We start from the raw sequence: 21,685 nt of genomic DNA on the forward strand, positions 1-21,685 counted from the left end.
CTGGAGCACGACCATGCGCGGTGAACGATCCGGCCGACGCGGCGACGCCACGGTCAAGGCCATGGCCGCCGGACAGGCAGAGATGAAGCAGGAGGCGCCGCCGACCTGGCAGGCGCTGGGTGACCTGCTGCGCGTCGTGGGCCGTTCGGGCGCCCCGCAACTGCCCTGGCGCGTCGCCGGGGCCATCGCTCTGACGCTGACGGGCAAGGGGCTTGGCGTGGCCGCCCCCCTGATCCTGGGGGCGGCGGTCAACCATCTGGCGGCGGGGCAGGGCGCGGCGGCGGCCGTGGGTTGGGGCTTTGCAGCCTTCGCGGTGGGCTGGGCCGTGGTGCGCTTCCTGTCGGCGGCGACGCCGCAGCTGTCGGACGTGGTGTTCGCACCGGTTCGAGCGGCGGCGCAGCGCCGGACGGCGGCGGAGACCTTTGCTCATGCCCTGAGCCTGTCGCTGGACTTTCATCAGACCAAGCGGTCGGGCGCCCTGTCGCGGACCATGGATCGCGGCTCGCGGGCCGTGGACTTCCTGCTGCGGATTCTAGTGTTCAATCTGGGACCCACTGTGGTCGAGCTAGTGCTGGCGGCGGCGGTGCTGAGCGGCAAGTACGACTGGCGGTTCGGTGCGGTGGCGATCGGGGTGGTGGCCGTCTATGCCGTCGCGACCTTCGCCATGGCCAACTGGCGTCTGGAGCACCGACGCGCCATGAACGCCGCCGACAGCGAGGCGGCGGGCCTCTCGGTTGACGCCCTGCTGAACTACGAGACAGTCAAGTCCTTCGGGGCCGAGGGCCGGGCCGCCGAGGCCTATGACCGGTCGCTGTCGACCTATGTGGACGCGGCGCTGAAGGCCAATACCTCGCTGGCGACGCTGAACCTGATCCAAGGCCTGATCATGAACGTCGGTCTGGGCATCATGGCCGTCATGGCCGGGTTCGAGGCGGCGGCGGGCCGGATGGGGCCGGGTGATGTGACGGCGGCGGTGCTGATCATGATCTCGCTCTATGCGCCGCTGAACATCCTGGGCTTCGCCTACCGAGAAATCCGTCAATCTTTCATCGACATGGAAGAAATGTTGAAGGTGACGCGACAGGCGCCGCAGGTGGCCGATGCGCCCGACGCCGTGGCCTTGCCGCGCCCCGCCAGCGGATGCGGGGCCGAGGTCGTCTTCGAGCATGTGGGCTTCCGTCACGATGCACGGGCCGCGGGTCTGGACGACGTCAGCTTCGTTACCCCGGCGGGCACGACCACGGCTCTGGTCGGACCTTCGGGGGCGGGCAAGTCCACGATCGTCAAGCTGGCTCTGCGCCTGCTCGACCCTCAGGAAGGCCGCGTGCTGATCGATGGCCATGACGCGCGGTCGGTGACGCAGGGCTCGCTACGGGCGGCCGTGGCCCTGGTGCCGCAGGACGTGGCCCTGTTCAACGACAGCATCCGCGCCAACATCGCCTTCGCTCGTCCGGACGCCGACGAGGCGGCCATCTGGGCGGCGGCCGAGGCGGCGGAGCTGGCCGACTTCATCCGCAATCTGCCCGAGGGCATGGAAACGCGGGTGGGGGAACGCGGGCTGAAGCTGTCAGGCGGTGAACGTCAGCGGGTGGGCATCGCCCGCGCCCTGCTGGCCGATCCCTGCATCCTGATCCTGGACGAGGCGACCAGCGCGCTCGACAGCCGCACCGAGGCGGCGATCCAGAAGACCCTGCGCAAGGCGCGGGCGGGCCGCACGACCCTGGTGGTGGCGCACCGCCTGTCCACCGTGGCCGACGCCGAGCAGATCCTGGTGCTGAAGGCCGGGCGGATCGTCGAGCGCGGCGCCCACCATGAGCTGGTGGCGCGTCAGGGCGGCGAATACGCCAGCCTGTGGCGCAAGCAGACGCGCGGCGCGAAAAGTCTGCCTCAGTCGGACTGAGCGCCGCCAGGAACCTTGGCCTTCAGCACGTCCTTGAGGCTGGCCAGGACCTGGGTCCTGGCCTCGGCGGCTTCGGCAGGCAGGGTCAGCAGCAGGCGCAGGGCTTGGGCGTGGACGGTGACGATGCGCCAGTCGAAGGGTCTGTCCTCGGGCGCGGCGTCGATCAGGTCGCACAGATTGGCGGCGGCGGCGCACAGGTCCTTGAGCTCGAACGGGCCGGCGGCGTCGATCACAGCGCTGGAATGATCATAGGCCTGATCGAGCAGCCGCGCGGTTTCCTCTGGCGAGGACGCAGGCTGTAGGGCGGCGAGGGCGGACACCTGTTCTTCAATGACCGCGCGGCTGCGCGCTTCCATTTCGGCCAGATTGGCCTTGGCTTGCGCCAGCGCGACGCCGGCGCTGACGCCGCCGGGCTGGTCGATCAGGGTCGACAGGCGCGAACGACGGCGGTTGTGCGTGATGACGGTCATAGCTCGATCGACGCTTTGCGTTGGGCTTCGAATTCCGCCTTGCGGATCTCTTCTGAACGGCGCTCCAGACCCTCCCAGGGTTCCGAACGGAAGCGGCGGTCGGGGCCGAAATAATCGCCGACCTCGAGGAAGGGACGGGCGTCGCGGGCGACCCAGACGATGCGCTCCAGCAGGACGCCCGCGCTGAACGGCTTGGTGATCAGGAAGTTGGCGCCGCAGTCGCGGGCCTCGGACACCTTGGAACGGCGCACGTGGGCGGCGGTCATGATGACGGGAGCGAAGGCGTTGGGCTCCAGTCCCGACCGACGCAGCCAGCGTACGAACTCATAGCCGCTCATGCCCGGCATCTCGCAGTCGACCAAGATCAGATCGACCGGATGGTCGCGCAGGATGGCGATGGCCTCGGCGGCGCTGGCGCAGGCGTGACGGACCTTGATGCCGAAGCCGAGAACAGCCTGCGCCGTCAGTTCCAGGGCGAATGGCGAATCGTCGATGACCATGGTCACCGCGCCCGCGAAGTTGAACACTGCGCTTTCGCGCAGGGATTCGCCGACCCCGTTCATGCCGCGCATGACGAGACCCCGAAGTTCAAAAGGGGCGAGAAACCGATTCGCATGCTGTCAGCTTCGGCGGCGTTACGCCGCCGTGCAATGTGTGATCAGCCCAGACGGCCGATGGCGTAGAAACGATCGGCGCGGGCCTTGCGGATCTGGTCCGCCGACAGCGACGACAGCGTCTTCAGTTCGTCTTCCAGCACATCGCCGACCGATTGGATGGCCGTTTCGCGCGCCGTGTGGGCGCCGCCCAGGGGCTCCGGGATGACGCGGTCGACGATCTTCATCGCCAGCAAGTCCGGGCCGGTGATCTTCATGGCCATGGCGGCGTCCTTGGCGCGCGTGCCGTCACGCCACAGGATGCCGGCCGCGCCCTCGGGCGAGATGACCGAATAGATGGAGTGCTCCAGCATCAGCACGCGGCTGGCGGCGGCGATGGCGATAGCGCCGCCCGAACCGCCTTCGCCCGTCACCGTGGCGATGGAGGGGACGCCCAGGGTCAGGCCGCGCTCGGTCGAGCGGGCGATGGCCTCGGCCTGACCGCGCTCCTCGGCGCCCAGGCCCGGATAGGCGCCGGCGGTGTCGACGAAGGTCAGGACCGGCAGGCCGAACTGCTCGGCCATGTCCATCAGGCGGACGGCCTTGCGATAGCCCTCGGGGCGAGCCATGCCGAAGTTGTGGGTGATGCGGGTCTGGGTGTCGTGACCCTTTTCGTGACCCATGACCACGACCGGCTGGCCGCGGAAGCGGGCCAGGCCGCCCAGGATGGCCTGATCGTCGCCGAACTGACGGTCGCCGTGCAGTTCCACGAAGTCGGTGAACAGGCCGTCGATGTAGTCGACGAAGTGCGGACGCTGCGGGTGGCGCGCCACCTGGGTGCGCATCCACGGATCGAGATTGGCGTAGGTCTTCACCCGCAGGGCGTCGGCCTTCTTGCGCAAGGCGGCGATCTCAGTCTCGAACGAGCCGCTGGTCGGGGCCAGATGCGACAGCTCCGCGATCTTGGCTTCCAGCTCGGCGATGGGCTTTTCGAATTCGAGATAGTGCGTGGCCATAAGGCGTCCGTGAGGAGAAGCGCGGTTGGCGCTACGGAAAGCGGCGGAAACTAGTGCGGTGAACGCCGTGGGGCAAGCGGGGTTCAGTCGTCCTTCGCCAAGGGGTGCCTGGAATGGACGACCTGGGCCAGGCGATCGGTGGCGACGTGGGTGTAGATCTGGGTGGTCGAGATGTCGGCGTGGCCCAGCAGGGTCTGGACCACGCGCAGGTCAGCGCCGCCTTCCAGCAGGTGGGTGGCGAAGGCGTGGCGCAGGACGTGAGGGCTGACGCGGGCCGGGTCGATATTGGCCGCCAGCGCGGCCTGATCGAGAAGTTGGGCGAACCGGCGGGGCGTCAGGCAGCCGGTCTTGCCATGCGAGGGGAAGAGCCAGGCGCTGTCGGGCGTGTTCGGCTTGCGCGCGGCGTCGCGGGCGTCGAGCCAGGCCTTGATCGCGGCGCGGGCGGCGGCGTTGAGCGGGGCCAGCCGTTCCTTGCCGCCCTTGCCGCGCACGATCAGGTAGGCGGGGTCGCGACGCACGGCCTCGACCTTGAGCCCCAGCAGTTCCGATACGCGCAGGCCCGAGGCGTAGGCCATCTCGACCAGGGCCACGAGACGCAGGCCCGCCGCGCTGTCGGCGGCGCCGGCGGCGGCCAGCAGGGCCTCGATTTCGTCGCGGCTGAGGGTCCTGGGCAGGCTGCGGCCCTGCTTCGGGGCGTCGATGCGGCGGGACGGGTCGTCGGTCCGCCAGCCTTCGCCCAGGGCGAAGCGGTAGAACTGCCGCACGGAGGATCGCCTGCGCGCCGCCGTGGCCGCCGACAGGCCGCGCCGGGACAGGTCGGCGAACCAAGCTTCGACCGCTTCCTGAGACGCGCCCATCAGGCCGCCCGCATCGTCCAGCCAGACTTCAGCGTCGGCCAGATCGCGGCCATAGGCGGACAGGGTGTGAGGCGAGGCGTCGCGTTCGACCGCCATCATCTCCAGAAACGCCTCGACCTGCGGCGTCATGCGTTGCGCTCAACACGAGTGTGGAGCGAACGGCGGGGTCGTGTAGAGGATAGTGGAACCATGCCTTCCGACGCCTCGCCCGATTCCTCGCCTCTGTCGCCTTCTCTGGCGCTCGACCGCACCATAACCCTGGTGGGGCTGATGGGCGTGGGCAAATCGACGGTGGGGCGCAGGCTGGCGCAAAGGCTGGCTCTGCCGTTTCACGACGGTGATCACGAGATCGAGGCGGCGGCCGGCATGAGCGTCAGTGAAATTTTCGCCAGTCGCGGCGAGGCAGAGTTCCGGGCGGGCGAAGCGCGGGTCATGCGCCGCCTGCTGGAAGGCCCGCCCATTGTGCTGGCGACGGGAGGCGGGGCCATGATGAACCCTGAAACGCGCGCCCTGATGAAGCAGCACTCCGTCAGCGTCTGGATGCGGGCCGACCTGAAGGTGATCGCTGAGCGGGTGCAGCGACGCGACACCCGGCCCCTGTTGCGCGGGCGCGATCCGCTGGAGACCCTGAGCCAGTTGGCCGAGGCCCGCTATCCCGTCTACGCCGAGGCTGATCTGACGGTGGATGTCGGCGGCGGTTCGCATGGCCAGGCGGTCGAGGCGATTTATCGAGAGTTGCGGCGTCACGTCCGTGAGGAGAGGTTGAAATGACGACGACGATCCCGGTCGGAGGCGAGGGATTCGCCGCCTATGAGGTCGTGGTTGGACGCGGCCTGCTGAAGAAGGCAGGCGCGCGCGTCGCGGCCTTGAAGCCGACGCGGGCCTATATCGTGAGCGACGAGACGGTGGCCGCCATCCACGGCGAGACGGTACGCGGATCGCTGGCATCCGCGGGGCTGGCGACGGGGATCGTGACGGTTCCGGCAGGCGAGGCGTCCAAGTCGTTCGAGCAGTTGGAGGCGGTGCTGGACCGGCTGCTGGCCGAGGGGCTGGACCGCAAGAGTCTGGTCGTGGCCCTGGGCGGCGGGGTCGTGGGCGATCTGGCCGGGCTGACGGCGGCCCTGTTCATGCGCGGCGTCGACTTCGTGCAGATCCCGACGACCTTGCTGGCCCAGGTGGATTCTTCGGTCGGGGGCAAGACGGCCATCGACACGCCGCGCGGCAAGAACCTGATCGGCGCCTTCCATCAGCCACGACTGGTGCTGGCCGACATCGAGGCCCTGGCCACCCTGCCGATCCGGCAGGTGCGCTCGGGCTGGGCCGAGGTGCTGAAGCATGGGCTGATCTGCGACGCTGCCTTCTTCGACTGGCTGGGCGGAGAGGGGGCTGCGGGCGCTGAAGGCGACCCCGATGCGCTGGAACGGGCGGTGATCCGCTCGGTCGAGATCAAGGCGCAGATCGTCGGCGAGGACGAGAAGGAGGCGGGGCGGCGCGCCCTGCTGAATTTGGGACACACCTTCGGACACGCGCTGGAGGCCGAGCTGGGCTTTGGCGACGCCCTGACCCACGGTGAGGCGGTGGCCCTGGGCTGCGCCATGGCCTTCCGGTTCTCGGCCCGTCAGGGGCTGTGTTCTGCCGCCGACGCTGAAAAATCCGAGGCGGGGATCAAGGCGGCGGGTCTGCCGACGCGCTTGGCCGATGTGGATCAGATCTTCAGCGCCGAAGCCCTGATCGGGCGGATGGCCGGGGACAAGAAGGCCGAGGGCGGGCGGCTGACGCTGATCCTGGCGCGGGCCATCGGCGACGTCTTCACCGACAAGGACGTGGACGCCGAAGTGGTGCGCGCCTTCCTGATCGAGGAAGGCGCGGCCGCGTGAAGTTGAGCCCCGTCGTTCTTGAGGATCGCTTTGTCCGGCTGGAGCCGTTCACGGCGGGGCTGGAGGGCGAGGTGAGGGCGGCGTTGGACTGCGATCCCGAGGCCTGGAACGGCATGGTCAGCGCCGCGTTCGGCGAACATTTCGACGGCTGGTGGGCGGCGGCGCTGAAGGCGATGGTCGGCGGTTCACACATCGCCTTCGCCGTACGGCGGCTGAGCGACGGGGCGGTGGTCGGCACGACCAGCCTTTATGAGATCAAGCTGGAGCATCGTCGCTGCGAGGTCGGCTCGACCTTTTATCGGCCCGATGCGCGGGGCGGGCCGGTCAATCCGGCGTGCAAGCGTCTGTTGCTGGACTATACCTTTTCCAACGGCGCGGTGCGGGTCGAGATCATCACCGACGCCCAGAACGCCGCCAGCGCCGCCGCCATTCACAAGCTGGGCGCGCGCGACGAGGGCGTGCTGAGGAAGCACAAGATCACCTGGACCGGGCGGGTACGCGATACGGCGCAGTTCGCAGTGCTGGATGAGGACTGGCCCGAGGTGCGGGCCCGGCTGGATGAGCGGCTGGCGAAGTTCGCCTAGTCCACGGCCCGGCATTCGGTCGGTTCGCGCCCATCGGCGGTCCAGGTGGCCTGAACGCCCTTGCCGCGCAGTTCATAGCCGCTGGCGCGATACCAGATGCCGCTGGCGGCGCGCTCCTGGAACAGATCAACGGCCTCGCCTGACGAGTTGCGCACGGTCGCCATCTGACGCGGATTGTCGAAGTCCACCGACAGGCGTTCGCTGTTGTTGCACAGATAGACGGTGCGGATGACGCGGTTCAGGGCGCGGTCCTGAACCTCGGCGCCGGTGCGGCGGCGGGCGGTCTGGGCCTCAATGGCGCGCTCGCGGACTTCGTCGCCGTCGGTCGGGGCCTTGCGCGGTTCCTGGCCGCAGGCGGCGAGCAGGACGGTCAGGGTGACAAAGGGGGCGGCGCGAAGGATCGGGTGGGGCAAGCGGAGCGCCTCCAAGGTCAAGCTTAAACCGTCAACGCACCGTGGCCGCGCGCGTTCCGCGACGCGCCCGGAAGAAGGATCGCAGGGCGTTGGCGGCGGGCTCAGCCATGACGCCGCCCTCGACGGCAGGGCGCCAGTGGCATGTCGGTTGATCGAAGAAACGCCCGCCGTGGATCACCGCGCCGCCCTTGGGATCGTCCGCGCCCCAGACGACGCGACCGATGCGGGCGTGGCTGATGGCGCCCGCGCACATGGCGCAGGGTTCCAGGGTTACATAAAGTGTCAGGTCAGTAAGGCGATAATTCTGCAACTTCGCCGCCGCATCTCGCAGGGCGACGATTTCGGCATGAGCTGTCGGATCATGGGCGGTTATGGGGCCATTTTGCCCGCGACCAAGCACTTCGCCGGTCGTTTCGTCGACAATTATCGCGCCCACGGGCACTTCGCCCGCTTGCGCCGCCGCTTGCGCCAAGTCGAGCGCCATGCTCATGAACCGCTCATCATGGATCGCCATCCCAAAGACAACGACAAGAACCCCCGCTTCCGTCAAGATGACGGTCCGCGCGGTCCCCGTAAATTCGCCGACGCGCGTCCGGACAAGGGCGGCTTCGGAGACCGCAAAGGCCCATCGCGCGGCGACCGCAAGGACGATCGCGGCGACAAGCCTTTTGCGAAGGGCGCCGGCAAGGGCGGCCCAAAAGGCGCCAAGGAACCGGCCGCACCGCTGCGCAGCGAGCGAATCGCCAAGGCCATGGCGCGCGCCGGCATCGCCTCGCGTCGCGAAGTCGAGCGTCTGATCGGTCTGGGCAAGGTGGCGGTCAACGGCCGCATACTGGATACGCCAGCGACCCTGGTGACGCGCGACGACGTGATCACCGTCAACGGCAAGCCGATGGGCGCAGCCCAGGCCACGCGCGTCTGGCGCTATCACAAGCCGGCCGGCCTGATCACCAGCCACAACGATCCGGCGGGACGCCCGACCGTGTTCGACGCCCTGCCCAGCGGCCTGCCGCGCGTGATCTCGGTCGGACGCCTCGACCTGAACACCGAGGGCCTGTTGCTGCTGACCAACGACGGCGAGCTGAGCCGGGCGCTGGAAATGCCGGACACGGCCCTGGTGCGTCACTATCGCGCCCGCGCCCGCGGTCGCATCACCCAGGCCGAGCTGGACAAGCTGAAGACCGGCTGCACCATCGAGGGCGTCCACTACGGCCCGATGGAAGCGACCATCGACAAGGCCAAGGAAAAAGAGGACGGCGAGCGCAGCTCGGCCAATCTGTGGATCAGCGTCTCGATCACCGAAGGCAAGAACCGCGAGGTCCGCAAGGTCCTGGAGTCGGTCGGTCTGACGGTGAACCGCCTGATCCGTCTGGCCTATGGCCCGTTCCAGCTCGGCACTTTGCCGGTCGGGGCGGTCGAGGAAGTCGGCCCGCGCGTGATCCGCGAGATGCTGGCTGACCACATCCGGCCCGAGAACCTGCCGACCGGCAACTCGGTCTCGACGCCCGCGCCGATCCCGGGCCGCCGCACCTCGTCGCCGATCGTGACGGGCAAGTCGGGTTCGGCCATGTCGGACCCCTCACGCAAGCCCAGCCGCGTCCGCGCCGCCACGGAGGCCCAGGCCGACGCGGTCGACCGCCGCGAACGCCCGGCCAAGAAGGAGGGCTGGGCCAAGGCCACGCCCAAGTTCGAGCACACCAAGACCTTCAAACCGCGCGCTCGCCCGCAAGCCTCTGAAGGCGGCGAGTGGTCGGATCGTCCGCGCAAGCCTTTCAATCGGTCTGAGCCGCAGTTCATCGATGACCGCCGCGCGCCGCGCGACGGCGCCAAGGGCGGCTTCAGCGACCGCCCCAAGCGGGACTTCAAGCCCCGTGACGGCGCGCCGCGCTCGGACGGTGATCGTCCGCAACGCGATTTCAAGCCGCGCGAGGGCGGGTTCAGCGATCGACCCAAGCGGGACTTCAAACCCCGCGAGGGCGGTTCGAGCGATCGTCCGCAACGTGACTTCAAACCGCGCGACGGCGCTCCGCGCTCGGGCGGCAAGCCGGGCGGCGGCTCGCGTCCCGGCGGCGGCAAACCCTTCGGCGGCAAGCCTTCGGGCGGTCGCGGCGGTCCGCGCGACCGCGGCTAAGGGCCGGATGGGGAGCTGACGATGGTCGAGGTCAAGGACGGCGCGCGACGGGCGGGCCGTTGCCTGTGCGGCGCGGTGAGGTTCACCGCCGCGCCGCAGGGCGGGATGCACGCCTGTCATTGCGAGAGCTGTCGCCGGGTTTCGGGCGGGGTCTCGCTGAGCGTCGACTGTGGCGACAGCGTCGAGGTTGTTGGACCGGTCGCGACCTACGCGTCCTCGGCGTGGGCGGAGCGTCAGTTCTGCCCCACCTGCGGCTCCGGCCTGTTCTGGCGGTTGAAGGCGGGCGGCATGACCATGGTGTCGATCCAGGCCTTTGAAGACCCCTCGGCCTTCGCCTTCGAGGACGAGATCTATATCGACGCCAAGCCCGCCAACTATGATTTCGCCGGCGACCGCCCGCGCCTGACCGGCGCCGAGGTCGAGGCCATGTACGCGCCGAACGAGGGCTGACCATGCGGATCGTTGCAGGCAGCCTGAAGGGGCGCGCCATCCTGGCGCCTGAGGGACAGAACACGCGCCCGACCTCGGATCGGGCGCGTCAGGCCATCTTCAACGTGCTGGAACACGCCGCCTGGGCCGAAGGCCTGCAGGAGGCGCGGGTCATGGACATCTACGCCGGGTCAGGCGCCCTGGGGTTCGAGGCGATCTCGCGCGGGGCGGCCTTCGCCCTGTTCGTCGAAATCGATGACGGCGCGCGCGGCGTGATCCGCGAGAACATGGACGCCTATGGCCTGTTCGGCCGAGCGCGGGTGCATCGCCGCAGCGCGATCGATCTGGGCGAACGTCCGGGCTCGGTAGGCGAGGCCTTTGACCTGGCCTTCCTTGATCCGCCCTACGGCAAGGGACTGGGCGAACAGACGCTGCAGCGGCTGCGTGAAGGTCAATGGCTGAAGCCGGGCGCCATCGTGGTGTTCGAGCGTGGCTCGGACGAACCCGACATCGACACCCCAGGCTATGAGCGCCTGGACGCGCGCGACTATGGCGCAGCGCGTGTCCTGTTCCTGAGAAAAGAACACTGATACCGTTGGCGTCAGTCTTGGGACGGGCGCGGAGAGTGTCATGCTTGGAGCCGTTGCGCGGCGCATCCTGATCGGGGCGGCGCTGGCCACAGGGTTGGCGTTGGGACTGGTTCCGGGATTGGCCCCGGGATTGGCGTGGGCCCAGGACCGCGTGACCTCGTCGCCCGTAGCGGGCTTCCCCCACGCCAAGGTCTATGTCGCAGAGGGGCAGGGGCCTCGGCCCGTGGTGGTCATACTGCATGGCGCCGACGGCGGGACCGAAGCGGGCGACCGGTTCGGTCCGATCTTGGCTGGCATGGGTTATGCGGCGGTGGGGTTGCCCTATTACTCACCGGACTGGGGCCAATACGCTCCGCCCAAGGCTCTGCCCGAGATCGCGGGCAGCTTTGTCGATATTCGAGTGGATCAGCTGGCGGAGCTGCGCGACGCGCTGCGCGGGATGCCGGGCGTCGATGTCGAACGGTTCGGCCTGTTCGGGGCCTCCAAGGGGGCGGAGTTCGCCCTGATCGCGGCCAGTCGTTACGACTGGATCGACGCGGTTGTCGCCTATGCTCCCACGGATGTCGTCTGGGAGGGTTGGGGCCTGGAGACGGTTGAGGCCGAGGGCACGCGATCGTCCTTCTCGTTTGCGGGCCAACCGCTGCCCTTCATGCCCTATCGCGGTTTTGTCGAGGGGCTGCTGGCCGGGCCGGGCAAGGCGGATCTGCGCGCCATCCACGCGAACGGACGAGCGGACCACCCGGAGAAGGAGGCCGAGGCGCGCATTCCGGTCGAGGCCTATGCCGGGTCGTTGATCCTGATCGCGGGCGGGCGGGACACCCAGTGGGATGCGGCGGCGGCGACGCGCGCCATTGTGGCGTCACGAGAGGCGGCGGGGCGCGAGACGACGGCCCTGATCTATTCCGAGGCGGGCCATGATCTGGTCGGCGACGGCGGGCCGCGCGAAAGCCCGCGCAGCGGCGGCTCGCCCGAGGCGGATGCGGCGGCGCGCCAGGACGCCTGGCCCAAGGTGACGGCCTTCATGGCGGCGGCGCTGAAGCCCTGACGGACGCGCGCGACGGCTGTGTCACGCGCGTCCTTGATGTCAGACGCCGCGTCCTGAGACGCGATTGTCCAACTGGCTGCGCAGGCGGCTCAGTCCGTCGCGATTGACGACATAGGGGCCGCCGTTTCGCGACCTGATGACGCCCTTGCGCTTCAGGCTGCGCCATTGCTCGAGATTGCAGCCGTCCAGCACCCAGCCTTCGCGGGTGAAGCAGCGGGCGGCGATGATGCGGCCCTGTTCGTCGCGTTCCAGCAGGATGCGACCGCCCTGGGCCAGGGCGTGGAGCGTGCGTTGTTCCGCACGGGAGATGTTCATTTCGGATTGTCCGGGACAGGCGTCAGCGTGCGCCCGGCGTCGATCATTCAGACGCGGGGCGTTACGAGCGGCCTCGGACGGGTTTCAGCGTCCGGGCCTCAGGCCGTGAACACATTCTCAGACATAAACAGTCCCAACAGGTGAGGGGCTCAGATAGCGAGGGCCAGCGACGGTTTCAATCGCCCCGGCGCAGCTTTTGGGCCAACCCACGCGCACCGGCGGTCACATCGGCCCAGGTGAGGTCGAAGCCGTCCTCGTCGCCGAAATAGGGATCGGCGACCAGCTGACCCTCGCGGCCCTCGACATGATCCAGCAGCAGGCTGAGTTCGGCCGTGGCGTCGGGCGGGGCGAGGCGGCGCAGGTTGGCGAGGTTGTCCTCGTCCAGCGCCACCACGTGGGTGAAGCGACGGAAGTCGATGGGTTTCACCTGACGCCCGCGCAGGCTTGAGATGTCGACGCCGTTCTTGCGGGCGACGGCCTGGGCGCGCGGATCGGGCGGAGAGCCGACGTGCCAGGAGCCTGTGCCGGCGGAATCCACGATGACGTCCAGCTTCAGGCGGCGCGTTTCTTCGCGGAAGGCGGCCTCGGCCAGGGGTGAGCGACAGATGTTTCCAAGGCAGACGAAGAGGACGCTGTAGGGCATTGAATTACCGGCGTCCGAACAGCTTCTCGAGATCGTTGAGCTTCAGCTCCACATAGGTGGGGCGACCGTGGTTGCATTGGCCGGAGTGGGGCGTGGCCTCCATCTGGCGCAGCAGGGCGTTCATTTCGGGGGCGCTGAGGACGCGGCCGGCGCGGACGCTGCCGTGACAGGCCATGGTGCCGCAGACCTCGGCCATGCGCTCCTTTAGCGACAGGGCGGCGCCGTGTTCGGACAGGTCGTCGGCGATGTCGCGGATCAGGCCCTGAACATCGGTGTCGCCCAGAAGCGCAGGGGTTTCGCGGACCAGCACCGCGCCGACGCCGAAGGCTTCGATGATCAGGCCCATGTCGGCCAGTTCCTCGGCCTTGGCGGCGACGCGATCGGCCTCGGCGGGGTCCAGTTCGACCACTTCAGGCGTCAGCAGGGCCTGACGGGTGACGGCGCCGTGGGCCATCTGGGTCTTCATCCGCTCATAGACGAGGCGTTCATGGGCGGCGTGCTGATCGACCACGATCAGACCGTCGCGCGTCTGGGCGACGATATAGGTGCCGTGCAGCTGGGCGCGGGCGGCGCCGAGCGGGTAGTCGATCAGGTCGGGCGGGGTCTGGGCGCTCGGCGCGATCTGACCGGCGTGTTCGGCCTGGATTTCACCGAGGGTGCGGAAGCTGGGGGCGGCGGCTTCGCCGCTCCAGGTATGCTCGATGCGGGCGGAGCGCTCGTTGAGGCCCGGCAGGTTCTGGGCGGCGGCGGCCGGTTGCGACCAACCCTGCCAGCCGCTCCAGCCGGGCGCGGCGTTTCCGAACGACTGGGCCGTGGGCGAGGAGGGGGTGTGGAGCGCCTCGCCGGTGTGGGCGCGGAAGCCGGACAGGGCGTCGGCGGCGACCGTGGTCGAGGCGCGATGGCCCGCCGCGTGCAGGGCGTGGCGCAGGGCGCCGACGATCAGGCCGCGCACCAGGGCCGGATCACGGAAGCGGACCTCGGCTTTCGCGGGGTGGACGTTCACATCGACGTAGAGCGGGTCGATGTCGAGGAAGAGGGCCGCCGCCGGGTGCCGATCGCGGGCTAGGAAGTCGGCGTAGGCGCCGCGCAGGGCGCCCTGCAGCAGGCGATCGCGCACCGGGCGGCCGTTGACGAACAGGAACTGATGCGCCGCATTGCCGCGCGAATAGGTGGGCAGGCCCGCGTAGCCGGACAGGCGCACGCCGTCGCGTTCCTGATCGATCAGCAAGGCGTTTGCCTCGAAGTCGCGGCCCAGCAGGGCGCCGAGACGTTTCAGGCGGCCCTCGAAGCCCGGATGCTCGGCCGGCAGGCGCAGCGTCACCTTGCCGTCCAGCGACAGGGTGAAGGCGACGGCTTCGTGGGCCATGGCCTGACGCTTGATCTCTTCCGAGATGGCCATGGCCTCGGAGCGCTCGGACTTCATGAACTTGAGGCGGGCGGGGGTGGCGTAGAAGAGATCGCGGACCTCGACCCGGGCCCCGTGCGGGCCGGGGAAGCCTGCGGGGGCTGTCGGGCGCTGATCGCCGCCGTCCACGGTGACGGACCAGGCGTCGGCTTCTTCCTTGGCGCGGGTGGTGATGGTCAGGCGGGCGACTGACCCGATGGAGGGCAGGGCCTCGCCGCGGAAGCCGAGGGTGTGGATGCGCAGCAGGTCCACGTCGCCTGCGTCGTCAGGCTCAAGCTTCGATGTAGCGTGGCGCTCGACCGCCAGCGGCAGTTCGTCTTTTGGAATGCCCTTGCCGTCGTCGGCGATCAGGATGCGGGTCAGACCGCCGCCGTCCGCCTGGATCTCGACGCGCGAGGCCCCGGCGTCCAGCGCGTTCTCGACCAGTTCCTTGATGGCGCTGGCGGGGCGTTCGACCACCTCGCCGGCGGCGATGCGGTTGACGGTTTCGGGGGGGAGGCGACGAATGGGCATGTGAGTCGCAAGATAGGCGGGCGGCGCGCAGGGCGCACCTCAATCCGCATTTTTGCACGAACGGGGCTTGAAGGGCTGCAATCGCAACTTATACTGTTGCAGTCCGAGCGGCGCGCCGACGGACAAAGCAACCGTTTCTGGGCCTCGTGTCCAGTCCTGAACATTCAACGAGGTCCCTTCCATGAAGATCAAAGCCGCCATTCTGGCCGTTTCGGCCGCCGCTCTGCTGGCCGCCTGCAGCCCCGCCGCCGATAAGTCCGCCGCCCCGGCTGCCGACGCCGTCTCGACCGCCCCGGTCGAGCTGAAGGCTCCGGCCGGCGTCTATGTCATGGACCCGACCCACGCCTCGCTGCAGTGGTCGATCGGTCACAACACGATTTCCAACTACACGGCCCGCTTCAACAAGTTCGACGCCAAGATCACGCTGGACCCGGCCAACCTGGCCAACAGCGCGGTCGAGGTCAGCATCGACCCGGCCTCGGTCGACGCCAATTATCCGGGCGACTACACCGGCACCCACGCGGGCTCGGGCTTCAAGAGCTGGAGCGAGGACATCGCGAAGAACAAGAACTTCCTGAACGCCGGCGCCTTCCCGCAGATCACCTTCAAGTCGACCAAGGTCGAACTGACCGGCCCGCGCACGGCCAAGGTGACGGGCGACCTGACCTTCCTGGGCGTGACCAAGCCGGTGACTCTGGACGCGACCTTCGGCGGCGAGATCGAGAAGCACCCCTTCATGCAGGTCCCGACCCTCGGCTTCGCGGCTGAAGGCAAGTTCAAGCGCTCGGACTTCGGTATGCCGGTCGGTCCGGTGGGCGACGAGACCACCATCCGCTTCGACGGCGAGTTCCTGCAGCAGGTGGCTCCGGCCGCCGCCGCCCCGGCCGCCTAAGGCAGCGTGAATGAGCGGGCGGGGCCGGACGGTCCCGCCCGTTTTCTTTTGAGTTTTAGCGAGTTTCGCCATGACCGCGTCCGCCAGCCGCTACACCCCCGTCGCCATCGCCCTGCACTGGGCCATCGCGGTCGCCATCATCGCCATGATCCCTATGGGCTGGTGGATGAGCGATGCGATCAATGAGCCGGGCAGTCAGGCGCTGGCCTATCGTGTGTTCCAGATCCACAAGTCGGTCGGTTTCCTGATTCTGGCGCTGACGGCGCTGCGGCTGGTCTGGCGGCTGACGCACCGGACGCCGGGGATGCCGGCGGAGATGAAGACTTGGGAGACGTTTGCGGCGCGGGCGACCCATGCGGCCTTCTATGGGCTGATGCTGGCCCTGCCGCTGACGGGGTGGCTTTATGTCTCAAGCGGCTGGGCCGTGGCGACGGATACGCCGCTGGCCGTGGCCACCAGCTGGTTCGGCCTGTTCACCGTGCCGCACCTGCCCTTCATCGGCGAAGCGGCGGCGGGTCTGCGCCGGGCCGTGGCCTATCAGGCCATGGGGGCGCACAGTCTGATGGCCTGGGGCGCGGTGGTGCTGATCGCCCTGCACGTCGGGGCGGCGCTGAAGCACCAGTTCATCAATCGCGACGGCGTTCTGGCCCACATGATCCCGGTGCTGAAGCACGGCGAGGGGCGTACCGCGCCGGAACCGAAGCCGCTGCTGCGTCGGACCGAACGTCTGGCGGGGTTGGGCTTCATCGCCGCGCTGGCCGTGGCGGGCGGCATCGCGGCCAAGCCTGCACCTTTGACTGACGGGGCGGGGAACGAGGCCCACGCCGCGGCGGCGCCCGCTCAAGCCGAGGCGGCGGTCACGCCTGGCACGGCGACGGCCTGGACCATCGACAAGGCGGCTTCCAGCATTGCGTTTAGCGGAACCCACGCCGGCAAGGCCTTCAAGGGGCGGTTCGAGCAGTGGGAGGGCCAGGTCTGGTTCGATCCGGCCGATCTGATGGGCTCCAAGGCGGTGGTTCTGGTCAGGACCGGGACGGCCAGGACCGACGACGCGACGCAGGAAGGCAGCCTGACGGGCGCCGAGTGGTTCAACCCGAGCGCCTATCCGACGGCGCGGTTCGAGGCGTCGGCGTTTAAGGCCCTGGGCGGGAACCGCTATGAGGCGACGGGAACGCTGCGGATCAAGACGACGACGCTTCCGGTGGTCCTGCCCTTCACCTTTGACGAAGCGGACGGCGTGGCGACCGTGGCCGGCAAACTGGAGCTGGATCGCACGGCGCTGGACCTCGGCATGATGTCCGACGCGGGCGGCGACTGGGTGTCCAAGGCGATTGGCGTGGAGATTACGGTGAAGGCGAGGCGCTAAGTCCTGCCGTCATCCCGGAAGCGGCGCAGCCGCTATCCGGGACCCAGGCGTTGAATACAAGCAGGGCTGGCTATGTCTGAGATCCACCGTCTGGGTCCCGGATCGCCTCTGCGAGGCGTCCGGGATGACGGTGTGAGGGGGGCGAGAAGGCGCTTAGGGGTTTGCCCGACTCCGCTCGGGGCGTTACAGCCTTCGGCTTCCCTTAACGAGCGCCCGAAGAGCGACGCCATGCACGATATCCGAGCCATCCGCGACAATCCCGAAGCCTACGTCGCCGGCTGGTCGTCGCGCGGGGTGGAGGACGCCGCTGACGTGGTGGCCCGCATCCTGGCGCTGGACGTCGATCTGCGCGCCGCCCAGACGACGGGTCAGGAAGCCCTGGCCAAGCGCAACGCCGCCTCCAAGGCCATCGGCGCCGCCATGGGCAGGAAGGACATGGTCGAGGCCGACCGGCTGAAGGCCGAGGTCGAGACCCTGAAAACCGACATCGCCGAGGCGGGCGAGGCCGAAACGGCCAAAGGCGTCGAGCTGCGCGACCTGCTGGCCGGGCTGAAGAACCTGGCCGCCGCCGATGTGCCGGACGGCGAAGACGAGAACGACAATGTCGAGGTCCTGAAGTGGGGCGAGCCGCGCACGACCGGCCCGGCCAAGGATCACGCCGACCTGGGCGAGGCCCTGGGCCTGCTGGACTTCGAAGCCGCCGCCAAGATGTCCGGTTCGCGCTTCGCCGTGCTGAAGGGCCAGCTGGCCCGGCTGGAACGCGCCATCGGCCAGTTCATGCTGGACCTGCAGACCGGCACGCACGGCTATATCGAAGTCGCGCCGCCCTACATGGTCAAGGACGACGCCATGTTCGGCACGGGCCAGTTGCCGAAGTTTGAGGAAGACCTATTCCGCGCGGGCGAGCACCTGCTCATCCCCACCGCCGAAGTCTCCCTGACCAACCTGGTGCGGGAGCAGATCCTCTCCGAGGACGAGGTGGCGGAGCCCATGCGTCTGACGGCGCTGACGCCTTGCTTCCGGGCCGAGGCGGGGTCGGCGGGGCGCGATACGCGCGGCCTGATCCGCCAGCACCAGTTTTCCAAGGTCGAGATGGTCTCCATCTGTCGTCCTGAGGACTCCGAAGCCGAGCACGAGCGCATGACCGGCTGCGCCGAGGCGGTGCTGCAGGCGCTGGAGCTGCCCTATCGCAAGGTGCTGCTGTGCAAGGGCGACATGGGCTTCTCGGCGCAGAAGACCTATGACCTCGAGGTCTGGCTGCCCAGCCAGAACACCTATCGCGAGATCAGCTCCTGCTCGAACTGCGGCGACTTCCAGGCCCGGCGCATGGACGCCCGGTTCAAGCGCGCGGGCGAGAAGAAGACCGAGTTCCTGCACACCCTGAACGGCTCGGGCCTGGCGGTCGGCCGCACCCTGGTGGCGGTGATGGAGAACTATCAGCAGGAGGACGGCTCGATCGCCGTGCCGGCTGCGCTGCTGCCCTACATGGGCGGCCTGGCCACGGTGGGTTCGGTTTCCAAGTAATGCGTATCCTCCTCACCAATGACGACGGCATCGAGGCGGAAGGCCTTGAATGTCTTGAGAAGATCGCCCGCGCCCTGTCGGACGACGTCTGGGTCGTCGCGCCCCAAACCGAGCAGTCGGCCAAGGGGCGGGGGATCACCCTGACCGAGCCTTTGCGGGTCAACCAGCTGGGCGACAAGCGCTTCGCGGTGACGGGGACGCCGACCGACTGCGTCATCCTGGCCGTCAACGACCTGATGCCCGAGAAGCCCGATCTGGTGCTGTCGGGCGTCAATCGCGGCCACAACGTCGGCGAGGACGTCAGCTATTCCGGCACAGTCGCGGGCGCGCTGCAGGGCATGGCCTTCGGCATCCGCTCCATCGCCCTGTCGCAGTCGCTGGAACGTTTCCACGACGACGTGGTGGCGCACTGGGAGACGGCCGAGGCCTTCGCCCCCGGCATCATCGCCAGGCTGCTGGAGCAGAAGTGGGAGGACGGCGTGGTCATGAACGTCAACTTCCCCAAACTGCCGCCGGAACTGGTCAAGGCGGTCGAGGTGACCAAGCAGGGTTTCCGCGACATCGGCGAGATGCATGCGGTGCGGCGCACTGATCTGCGCGGTCGCGACTACTACTGGATGGCCTTCCGCGGCGCGCCGCAGGAACATGCCGAGGGCACCGATCTGCGGGCCATGGACGAGGGCCGGATTTCGGTCACGCCGCTGCACATCGACCTGACGCACATGCGCAGCGTCAACGACTTGAAGAAGGTGCTGGGCGGCGCGCCTCCCAAGGGACCGGCCGGATGAGCCTGTCGGACGACCGCGCGGGCCGGTTGATCCTGTCGCTGCGGCGGCAGGGGGTGACCGACGCGCGGGTGCTGAAGGCGATGGAATCCATCGACCGCTCGCTGTTCGTCCACGAGAAATTCCTGGATCAGGCCTGGGAGGACCAGGCCCTGCCGATCGACTGCGCCCAGACGATCAGCCAGCCCTATATCGTCGGCCTGATGACCCAGGCGCTGGACGTCCAGCCGCGCCACCGCGTACTCGAGATCGGCACCGGCAGCGGCTATCAGTGCGCGGTGCTGAGCCGACTGGCGCGGTTCATCTATTCGGTGGAGCGCTACAAGAGCCTGCTGACCGAGGCCGAGGCCAAGCTGAAACTGCTGGGCGTCGACAACGTCTTCACCCGCCACGGCGACGGTGGGCAGGGCTGGCTGGAACAGGCGCCGTTCGACCGGATCATGGTGACGGCGGCCTCGCCGCATGAACCGACCGAGCTGCTGAAGCAGTTGAAGCCGGGCGGGGTTCTGGTGGCGCCGGTGGGACGCAGTTCGGTGCAGATGCTGAACCGCTATACCGGCCAGGAAGACGGCAGTTTCCGCCGCGAAAGCCTGTGCGAAGTGCGGTTCGTGCCCCTGGTCGAAGGGACGGCCAAGGAGGGGTAGGGGCGCGCGTTTCGGCGCGCGGTTAACCTTTCCGCCCCACTTTGGCGCCCTTTGGCGGGTTGGCTTGGCGACGCTTCCGGGGCACACCGGGGGCAGAGGCGATTCAAGGTTAACAAGGAGGGGCGCATGGGCGGCTTCACGGGCTGGATCAGGGCGGCGGTCGTCGTCGGCGGGGCGCTGACGGTTACGGCGTGTTCGACCTATCCGAGCGAGCCGCGCTATTCGACGCGTCCCATGCCAACGGGGCAGGGCGCCTATCCGGCGCAGCCGCAGCCGGGCGCCTATCCGAACAACAACCCCTATTACGCGCAGCCGCCACAGCCGCAGACGCCGCCGCCCGCACGCCCCTATGAGGAGCAGGGGCCGCGCGCTCCGGCGGGCAGTATCGAAGGCGGCGGCCTGCCGCCCGCCGGCGGTCCGACCTACCCCTCGACCGGGGCGCCGGTCACGGTGACGCCGACGCCGCCCGCAGGCTCGACCAGCATGCCGGGCGCGACCTATGTGATCCAGCAGGGCGACACCATTTCGGGGGTCGGTCGTCGCTTCCAGACGCCGGTGCAGATTCTGATCGACCTGAATGGTCTGGGGCCGCGCGGCGCGATCAGCACCGGACAGCGCATCGTCCTGCCGGACAGCGCCGTGGACACCGGCTCAGACCCCTATGCGACCGGCGCGTCGCCGGTGGGCGTGCGGACGCCCAACAACGGCGTGGCGCCCCCGCCGCCTCCGCCGCCCAGCGGCAACGCCGCCCTGCCGCCGCCGCGCGCGCCGGCTGCGACGTCCGCAAGCCCCGCTTCGCCAGTGCAAGGCGCGGCCGTCGGTCAGGCTCTGGCCATGCAGTGGCCGGTGCGCGGCGACATCCTGCGGCGCTTCGGCCCGGTGGGCATGGGCGAGCGCAACAATGGAATCAACATCGGCGCCTCGGCGGGGACCGAGGTCAAAGCCGCCGCCGCGGGCCGGGTGGCCTATGTCGGCGACGATTTGGTGGGGCAGGGGCTGACCGTGCTGATCGTTCACAGGGACGGCTGGCGCACGGTTTACGGCCACCTGGGCTCGGCCACCGTCCGTGACGGCGCCGAGGTTCGGGCCGGCCAGGCCATAGGGACGGTGGGGCTGACGGCGGGCGACGGTCGCCCCTCGATTCACTTCGAGACGCGCCAGATGCGCGGCGATGATCCGGTCGCGGTTGATCCGATCAGCGTCCTGCCTCGTTGATATCCGACCGCCCGGCGTGTCCGGGCGGCATCGCCTGTGATCAAGAGACGTCAGGCCGCGTTGCAAATCGGCACGGCGCGCCCTAGGTTCCGCGCCTCATTTTAATGGGGCCCCCGTTTCGAGGTTGGCCCGGTTCGGGGAGTTTCCATGCCTACTGGTTCCGAAGGCGGCCTGATGGCCATCGTGGTGCAGATCGCACCGATCGTCGCGATCTTCATCCTGTTCTACTTCCTGATGATCCGCCCGCAGCAGAAGCGGATGAAGGCTCATCAGGCCCTGATCGCCGGCGTCAAGCGTGGCGACGAAGTCGTCCTGTCCAACGGCATGGTCGGCAAGGTGACCCGCGTTGAAGACGCCGAGGCCATGGTCGAGATCTCGCAGGGCGTGAACGTCCGCGTGGTCAAGTCGATGATCGCCGAAGTGCGCAACCGCACCGCCATCGCCGCCAACGACAAGGGCTGAGCGGCCTTTCGCCGCT

General features: G+C 68.7%; 24 protein-coding genes. 15 read left to right on the forward strand and 9 right to left on the reverse strand.

Going from position 1 to position 21,685, the window contains the following annotated elements; genetic code table 11:
• Positions 1 to 13 precede the first annotated feature (13 nt).
• Positions 14 to 1,900 carry an ABCB family ABC transporter ATP-binding protein/permease gene (locus tag IFE19_RS07275; RefSeq protein WP_207826840.1) on the forward strand — a complete coding sequence of 629 codons (1,887 nt, stop codon included), beginning with the start codon at positions 14 to 16 and terminating at the stop codon, positions 1,898 to 1,900.
• On the opposite strand, the gene IFE19_RS07280 is transcribed toward IFE19_RS07275, so the two are convergent.
• The 4 genes from IFE19_RS07280 to IFE19_RS07295 all read right to left on the reverse strand — a co-directional run bounded on the left by IFE19_RS07280 (position 1,888) and on the right by IFE19_RS07295 (position 4,965).
• A complete protein-coding gene (locus tag IFE19_RS07280) occupies positions 1,888 to 2,370 on the reverse strand; it encodes a cytochrome P450 family protein (protein ID WP_207826842.1) in 483 nt (160 codons plus the stop codon). The genes IFE19_RS07275 and IFE19_RS07280 overlap by 13 nt on opposite strands.
• Positions 2,367 to 2,942 (reverse strand): response regulator, encoded by a 576-nt coding sequence (locus tag IFE19_RS07285; protein ID WP_207826844.1) that lies wholly within the window; start codon positions 2,940 to 2,942, stop codon positions 2,367 to 2,369. Before IFE19_RS07285 ends, IFE19_RS07280 begins: the two co-directional genes overlap by 4 nt.
• A gap of 86 nt (positions 2,943 to 3,028) precedes the next feature.
• Complete coding sequence (locus IFE19_RS07290) at positions 3,029 to 3,979, reverse strand: acetyl-CoA carboxylase carboxyltransferase subunit alpha (protein WP_207826845.1); 951 nt, start codon at positions 3,977 to 3,979, stop codon at positions 3,029 to 3,031.
• A gap of 83 nt (positions 3,980 to 4,062) precedes the next feature.
• On the reverse strand, positions 4,063 to 4,965 hold the full coding sequence (locus IFE19_RS07295; RefSeq protein WP_207826847.1) for a tyrosine recombinase: 903 nt from the start codon (positions 4,963 to 4,965) through the stop codon (positions 4,063 to 4,065).
• A 60-nt stretch (positions 4,966 to 5,025) separates the two neighbouring features.
• Between IFE19_RS07295 and IFE19_RS07300 the strand changes: the two genes are divergently transcribed.
• From IFE19_RS07300 to IFE19_RS07310, 3 genes are read left to right on the forward strand one after another with little or no spacing between them, the layout of a single operon-like run.
• Positions 5,026 to 5,607: a shikimate kinase gene (locus IFE19_RS07300; RefSeq protein WP_207826848.1), complete on the forward strand. Its 582-nt coding sequence runs from the start codon at positions 5,026 to 5,028 to the stop codon at positions 5,605 to 5,607.
• Complete coding sequence (gene aroB / locus IFE19_RS07305) at positions 5,604 to 6,713, forward strand: 3-dehydroquinate synthase (RefSeq protein ID WP_207826849.1); 1,110 nt, start codon at positions 5,604 to 5,606, stop codon at positions 6,711 to 6,713. Before IFE19_RS07300 ends, aroB begins: the two co-directional genes overlap by 4 nt.
• On the forward strand, positions 6,710 to 7,297 hold the full coding sequence (locus IFE19_RS07310) for a GNAT family N-acetyltransferase (RefSeq protein WP_207826850.1): 588 nt from the start codon (positions 6,710 to 6,712) through the stop codon (positions 7,295 to 7,297). Before aroB ends, IFE19_RS07310 begins: the two co-directional genes overlap by 4 nt.
• On the opposite strand, the gene IFE19_RS07315 is transcribed toward IFE19_RS07310, so the two are convergent.
• Together IFE19_RS07315 and tadA are read right to left on the reverse strand one after the other, a co-directional pair.
• Complete coding sequence (locus tag IFE19_RS07315) at positions 7,294 to 7,710, reverse strand: MliC family protein (protein WP_225910444.1); 417 nt, start codon at positions 7,708 to 7,710, stop codon at positions 7,294 to 7,296. The two genes, IFE19_RS07310 and IFE19_RS07315, sit on opposite strands and share 4 nt — an antisense overlap.
• A gap of 31 nt (positions 7,711 to 7,741) precedes the next feature.
• On the reverse strand, positions 7,742 to 8,224 hold the full coding sequence (gene tadA, locus IFE19_RS07320) for a tRNA adenosine(34) deaminase TadA (RefSeq protein WP_207826851.1): 483 nt from the start codon (positions 8,222 to 8,224) through the stop codon (positions 7,742 to 7,744).
• On the opposite strand from tadA, the gene IFE19_RS07325 reads away from it, so the two are divergent.
• The 4 genes from IFE19_RS07325 to IFE19_RS07340 are packed head-to-tail and all read left to right on the forward strand — an operon-like array spanning position 8,213 to position 11,905.
• Complete coding sequence (locus IFE19_RS07325) at positions 8,213 to 9,841, forward strand: pseudouridine synthase (protein ID WP_207826852.1); 1,629 nt, start codon at positions 8,213 to 8,215, stop codon at positions 9,839 to 9,841. The two genes, tadA and IFE19_RS07325, sit on opposite strands and share 12 nt — an antisense overlap.
• Before the next feature lie 21 nt (positions 9,842 to 9,862).
• Positions 9,863 to 10,291 carry a GFA family protein gene (locus tag IFE19_RS07330; RefSeq protein WP_225910445.1) on the forward strand — a complete coding sequence of 143 codons (429 nt, stop codon included), beginning with the start codon at positions 9,863 to 9,865 and terminating at the stop codon, positions 10,289 to 10,291.
• A 2-nt stretch (positions 10,292 to 10,293) separates the two neighbouring features.
• The gene (rsmD, locus tag IFE19_RS07335; RefSeq protein WP_207826853.1) at positions 10,294 to 10,860 is read left to right on the forward strand and encodes a 16S rRNA (guanine(966)-N(2))-methyltransferase RsmD; all 567 of its coding nucleotides are present in this window, start codon (positions 10,294 to 10,296) and stop codon (positions 10,858 to 10,860) included.
• 40 nt (positions 10,861 to 10,900) lie between these two features.
• Positions 10,901 to 11,905 carry an acyl-CoA thioester hydrolase/BAAT C-terminal domain-containing protein gene (locus tag IFE19_RS07340; protein ID WP_207826855.1) on the forward strand — a complete coding sequence of 335 codons (1,005 nt, stop codon included), beginning with the start codon at positions 10,901 to 10,903 and terminating at the stop codon, positions 11,903 to 11,905.
• A 39-nt stretch (positions 11,906 to 11,944) separates the two neighbouring features.
• Here the strand turns inward: IFE19_RS07340 and IFE19_RS07345 are convergent, their stop codons facing one another.
• The 3 genes from IFE19_RS07345 to mutL all read right to left on the reverse strand — a co-directional run bounded on the left by IFE19_RS07345 (position 11,945) and on the right by mutL (position 14,781).
• Positions 11,945 to 12,220 carry a YjhX family toxin gene (locus IFE19_RS07345; RefSeq protein WP_207826856.1) on the reverse strand — a complete coding sequence of 92 codons (276 nt, stop codon included), beginning with the start codon at positions 12,218 to 12,220 and terminating at the stop codon, positions 11,945 to 11,947.
• A 175-nt stretch (positions 12,221 to 12,395) separates the two neighbouring features.
• On the reverse strand, positions 12,396 to 12,863 hold the full coding sequence (locus IFE19_RS07350) for a low molecular weight protein-tyrosine-phosphatase (RefSeq protein WP_207826858.1): 468 nt from the start codon (positions 12,861 to 12,863) through the stop codon (positions 12,396 to 12,398).
• A gap of 4 nt (positions 12,864 to 12,867) precedes the next feature.
• On the reverse strand, positions 12,868 to 14,781 hold the full coding sequence (gene mutL, locus IFE19_RS07355) for a DNA mismatch repair endonuclease MutL (protein WP_207826860.1): 1,914 nt from the start codon (positions 14,779 to 14,781) through the stop codon (positions 12,868 to 12,870).
• Between the two features lie 181 nt (positions 14,782 to 14,962).
• On the opposite strand from mutL, the gene IFE19_RS07360 reads away from it, so the two are divergent.
• The 7 genes from IFE19_RS07360 to yajC all read left to right on the forward strand — a co-directional run bounded on the left by IFE19_RS07360 (position 14,963) and on the right by yajC (position 21,669).
• A complete protein-coding gene (locus tag IFE19_RS07360; RefSeq protein WP_207826862.1) occupies positions 14,963 to 15,673 on the forward strand; it encodes a YceI family protein in 711 nt (236 codons plus the stop codon).
• A gap of 70 nt (positions 15,674 to 15,743) precedes the next feature.
• Positions 15,744 to 17,039, forward strand: a complete 1,296-nt coding sequence (locus IFE19_RS07365) for a cytochrome b/b6 domain-containing protein (RefSeq protein ID WP_207826864.1) — start codon at positions 15,744 to 15,746, stop codon at positions 17,037 to 17,039.
• Between the two features lie 228 nt (positions 17,040 to 17,267).
• Positions 17,268 to 18,563 (forward strand): serine--tRNA ligase, encoded by a 1,296-nt coding sequence (gene serS, locus IFE19_RS07370; RefSeq protein WP_207826866.1) that lies wholly within the window; start codon positions 17,268 to 17,270, stop codon positions 18,561 to 18,563.
• A complete protein-coding gene (gene surE, locus IFE19_RS07375) occupies positions 18,563 to 19,351 on the forward strand; it encodes a 5'/3'-nucleotidase SurE (protein WP_207826868.1) in 789 nt (262 codons plus the stop codon). The genes serS and surE overlap by 1 nt, the downstream gene beginning before the upstream one ends.
• Positions 19,348 to 19,992, forward strand: a complete 645-nt coding sequence (locus IFE19_RS07380) for a protein-L-isoaspartate(D-aspartate) O-methyltransferase (protein ID WP_207826869.1) — start codon at positions 19,348 to 19,350, stop codon at positions 19,990 to 19,992. Before surE ends, IFE19_RS07380 begins: the two co-directional genes overlap by 4 nt.
• Before the next feature lie 126 nt (positions 19,993 to 20,118).
• Positions 20,119 to 21,207: a peptidoglycan DD-metalloendopeptidase family protein gene (locus IFE19_RS07385; RefSeq protein WP_207826870.1), complete on the forward strand. Its 1,089-nt coding sequence runs from the start codon at positions 20,119 to 20,121 to the stop codon at positions 21,205 to 21,207.
• A gap of 147 nt (positions 21,208 to 21,354) precedes the next feature.
• Positions 21,355 to 21,669 (forward strand): preprotein translocase subunit YajC, encoded by a 315-nt coding sequence (gene yajC, locus IFE19_RS07390; RefSeq protein ID WP_105562350.1) that lies wholly within the window; start codon positions 21,355 to 21,357, stop codon positions 21,667 to 21,669.
• Positions 21,670 to 21,685: the final 16 nt, after the last annotated feature.

Source organism: Brevundimonas pondensis, from assembly GCF_017487345.1.
In the GTDB taxonomy this organism is placed as follows: Bacteria; Pseudomonadota; Alphaproteobacteria; order Caulobacterales; family Caulobacteraceae; genus Brevundimonas; species Brevundimonas pondensis.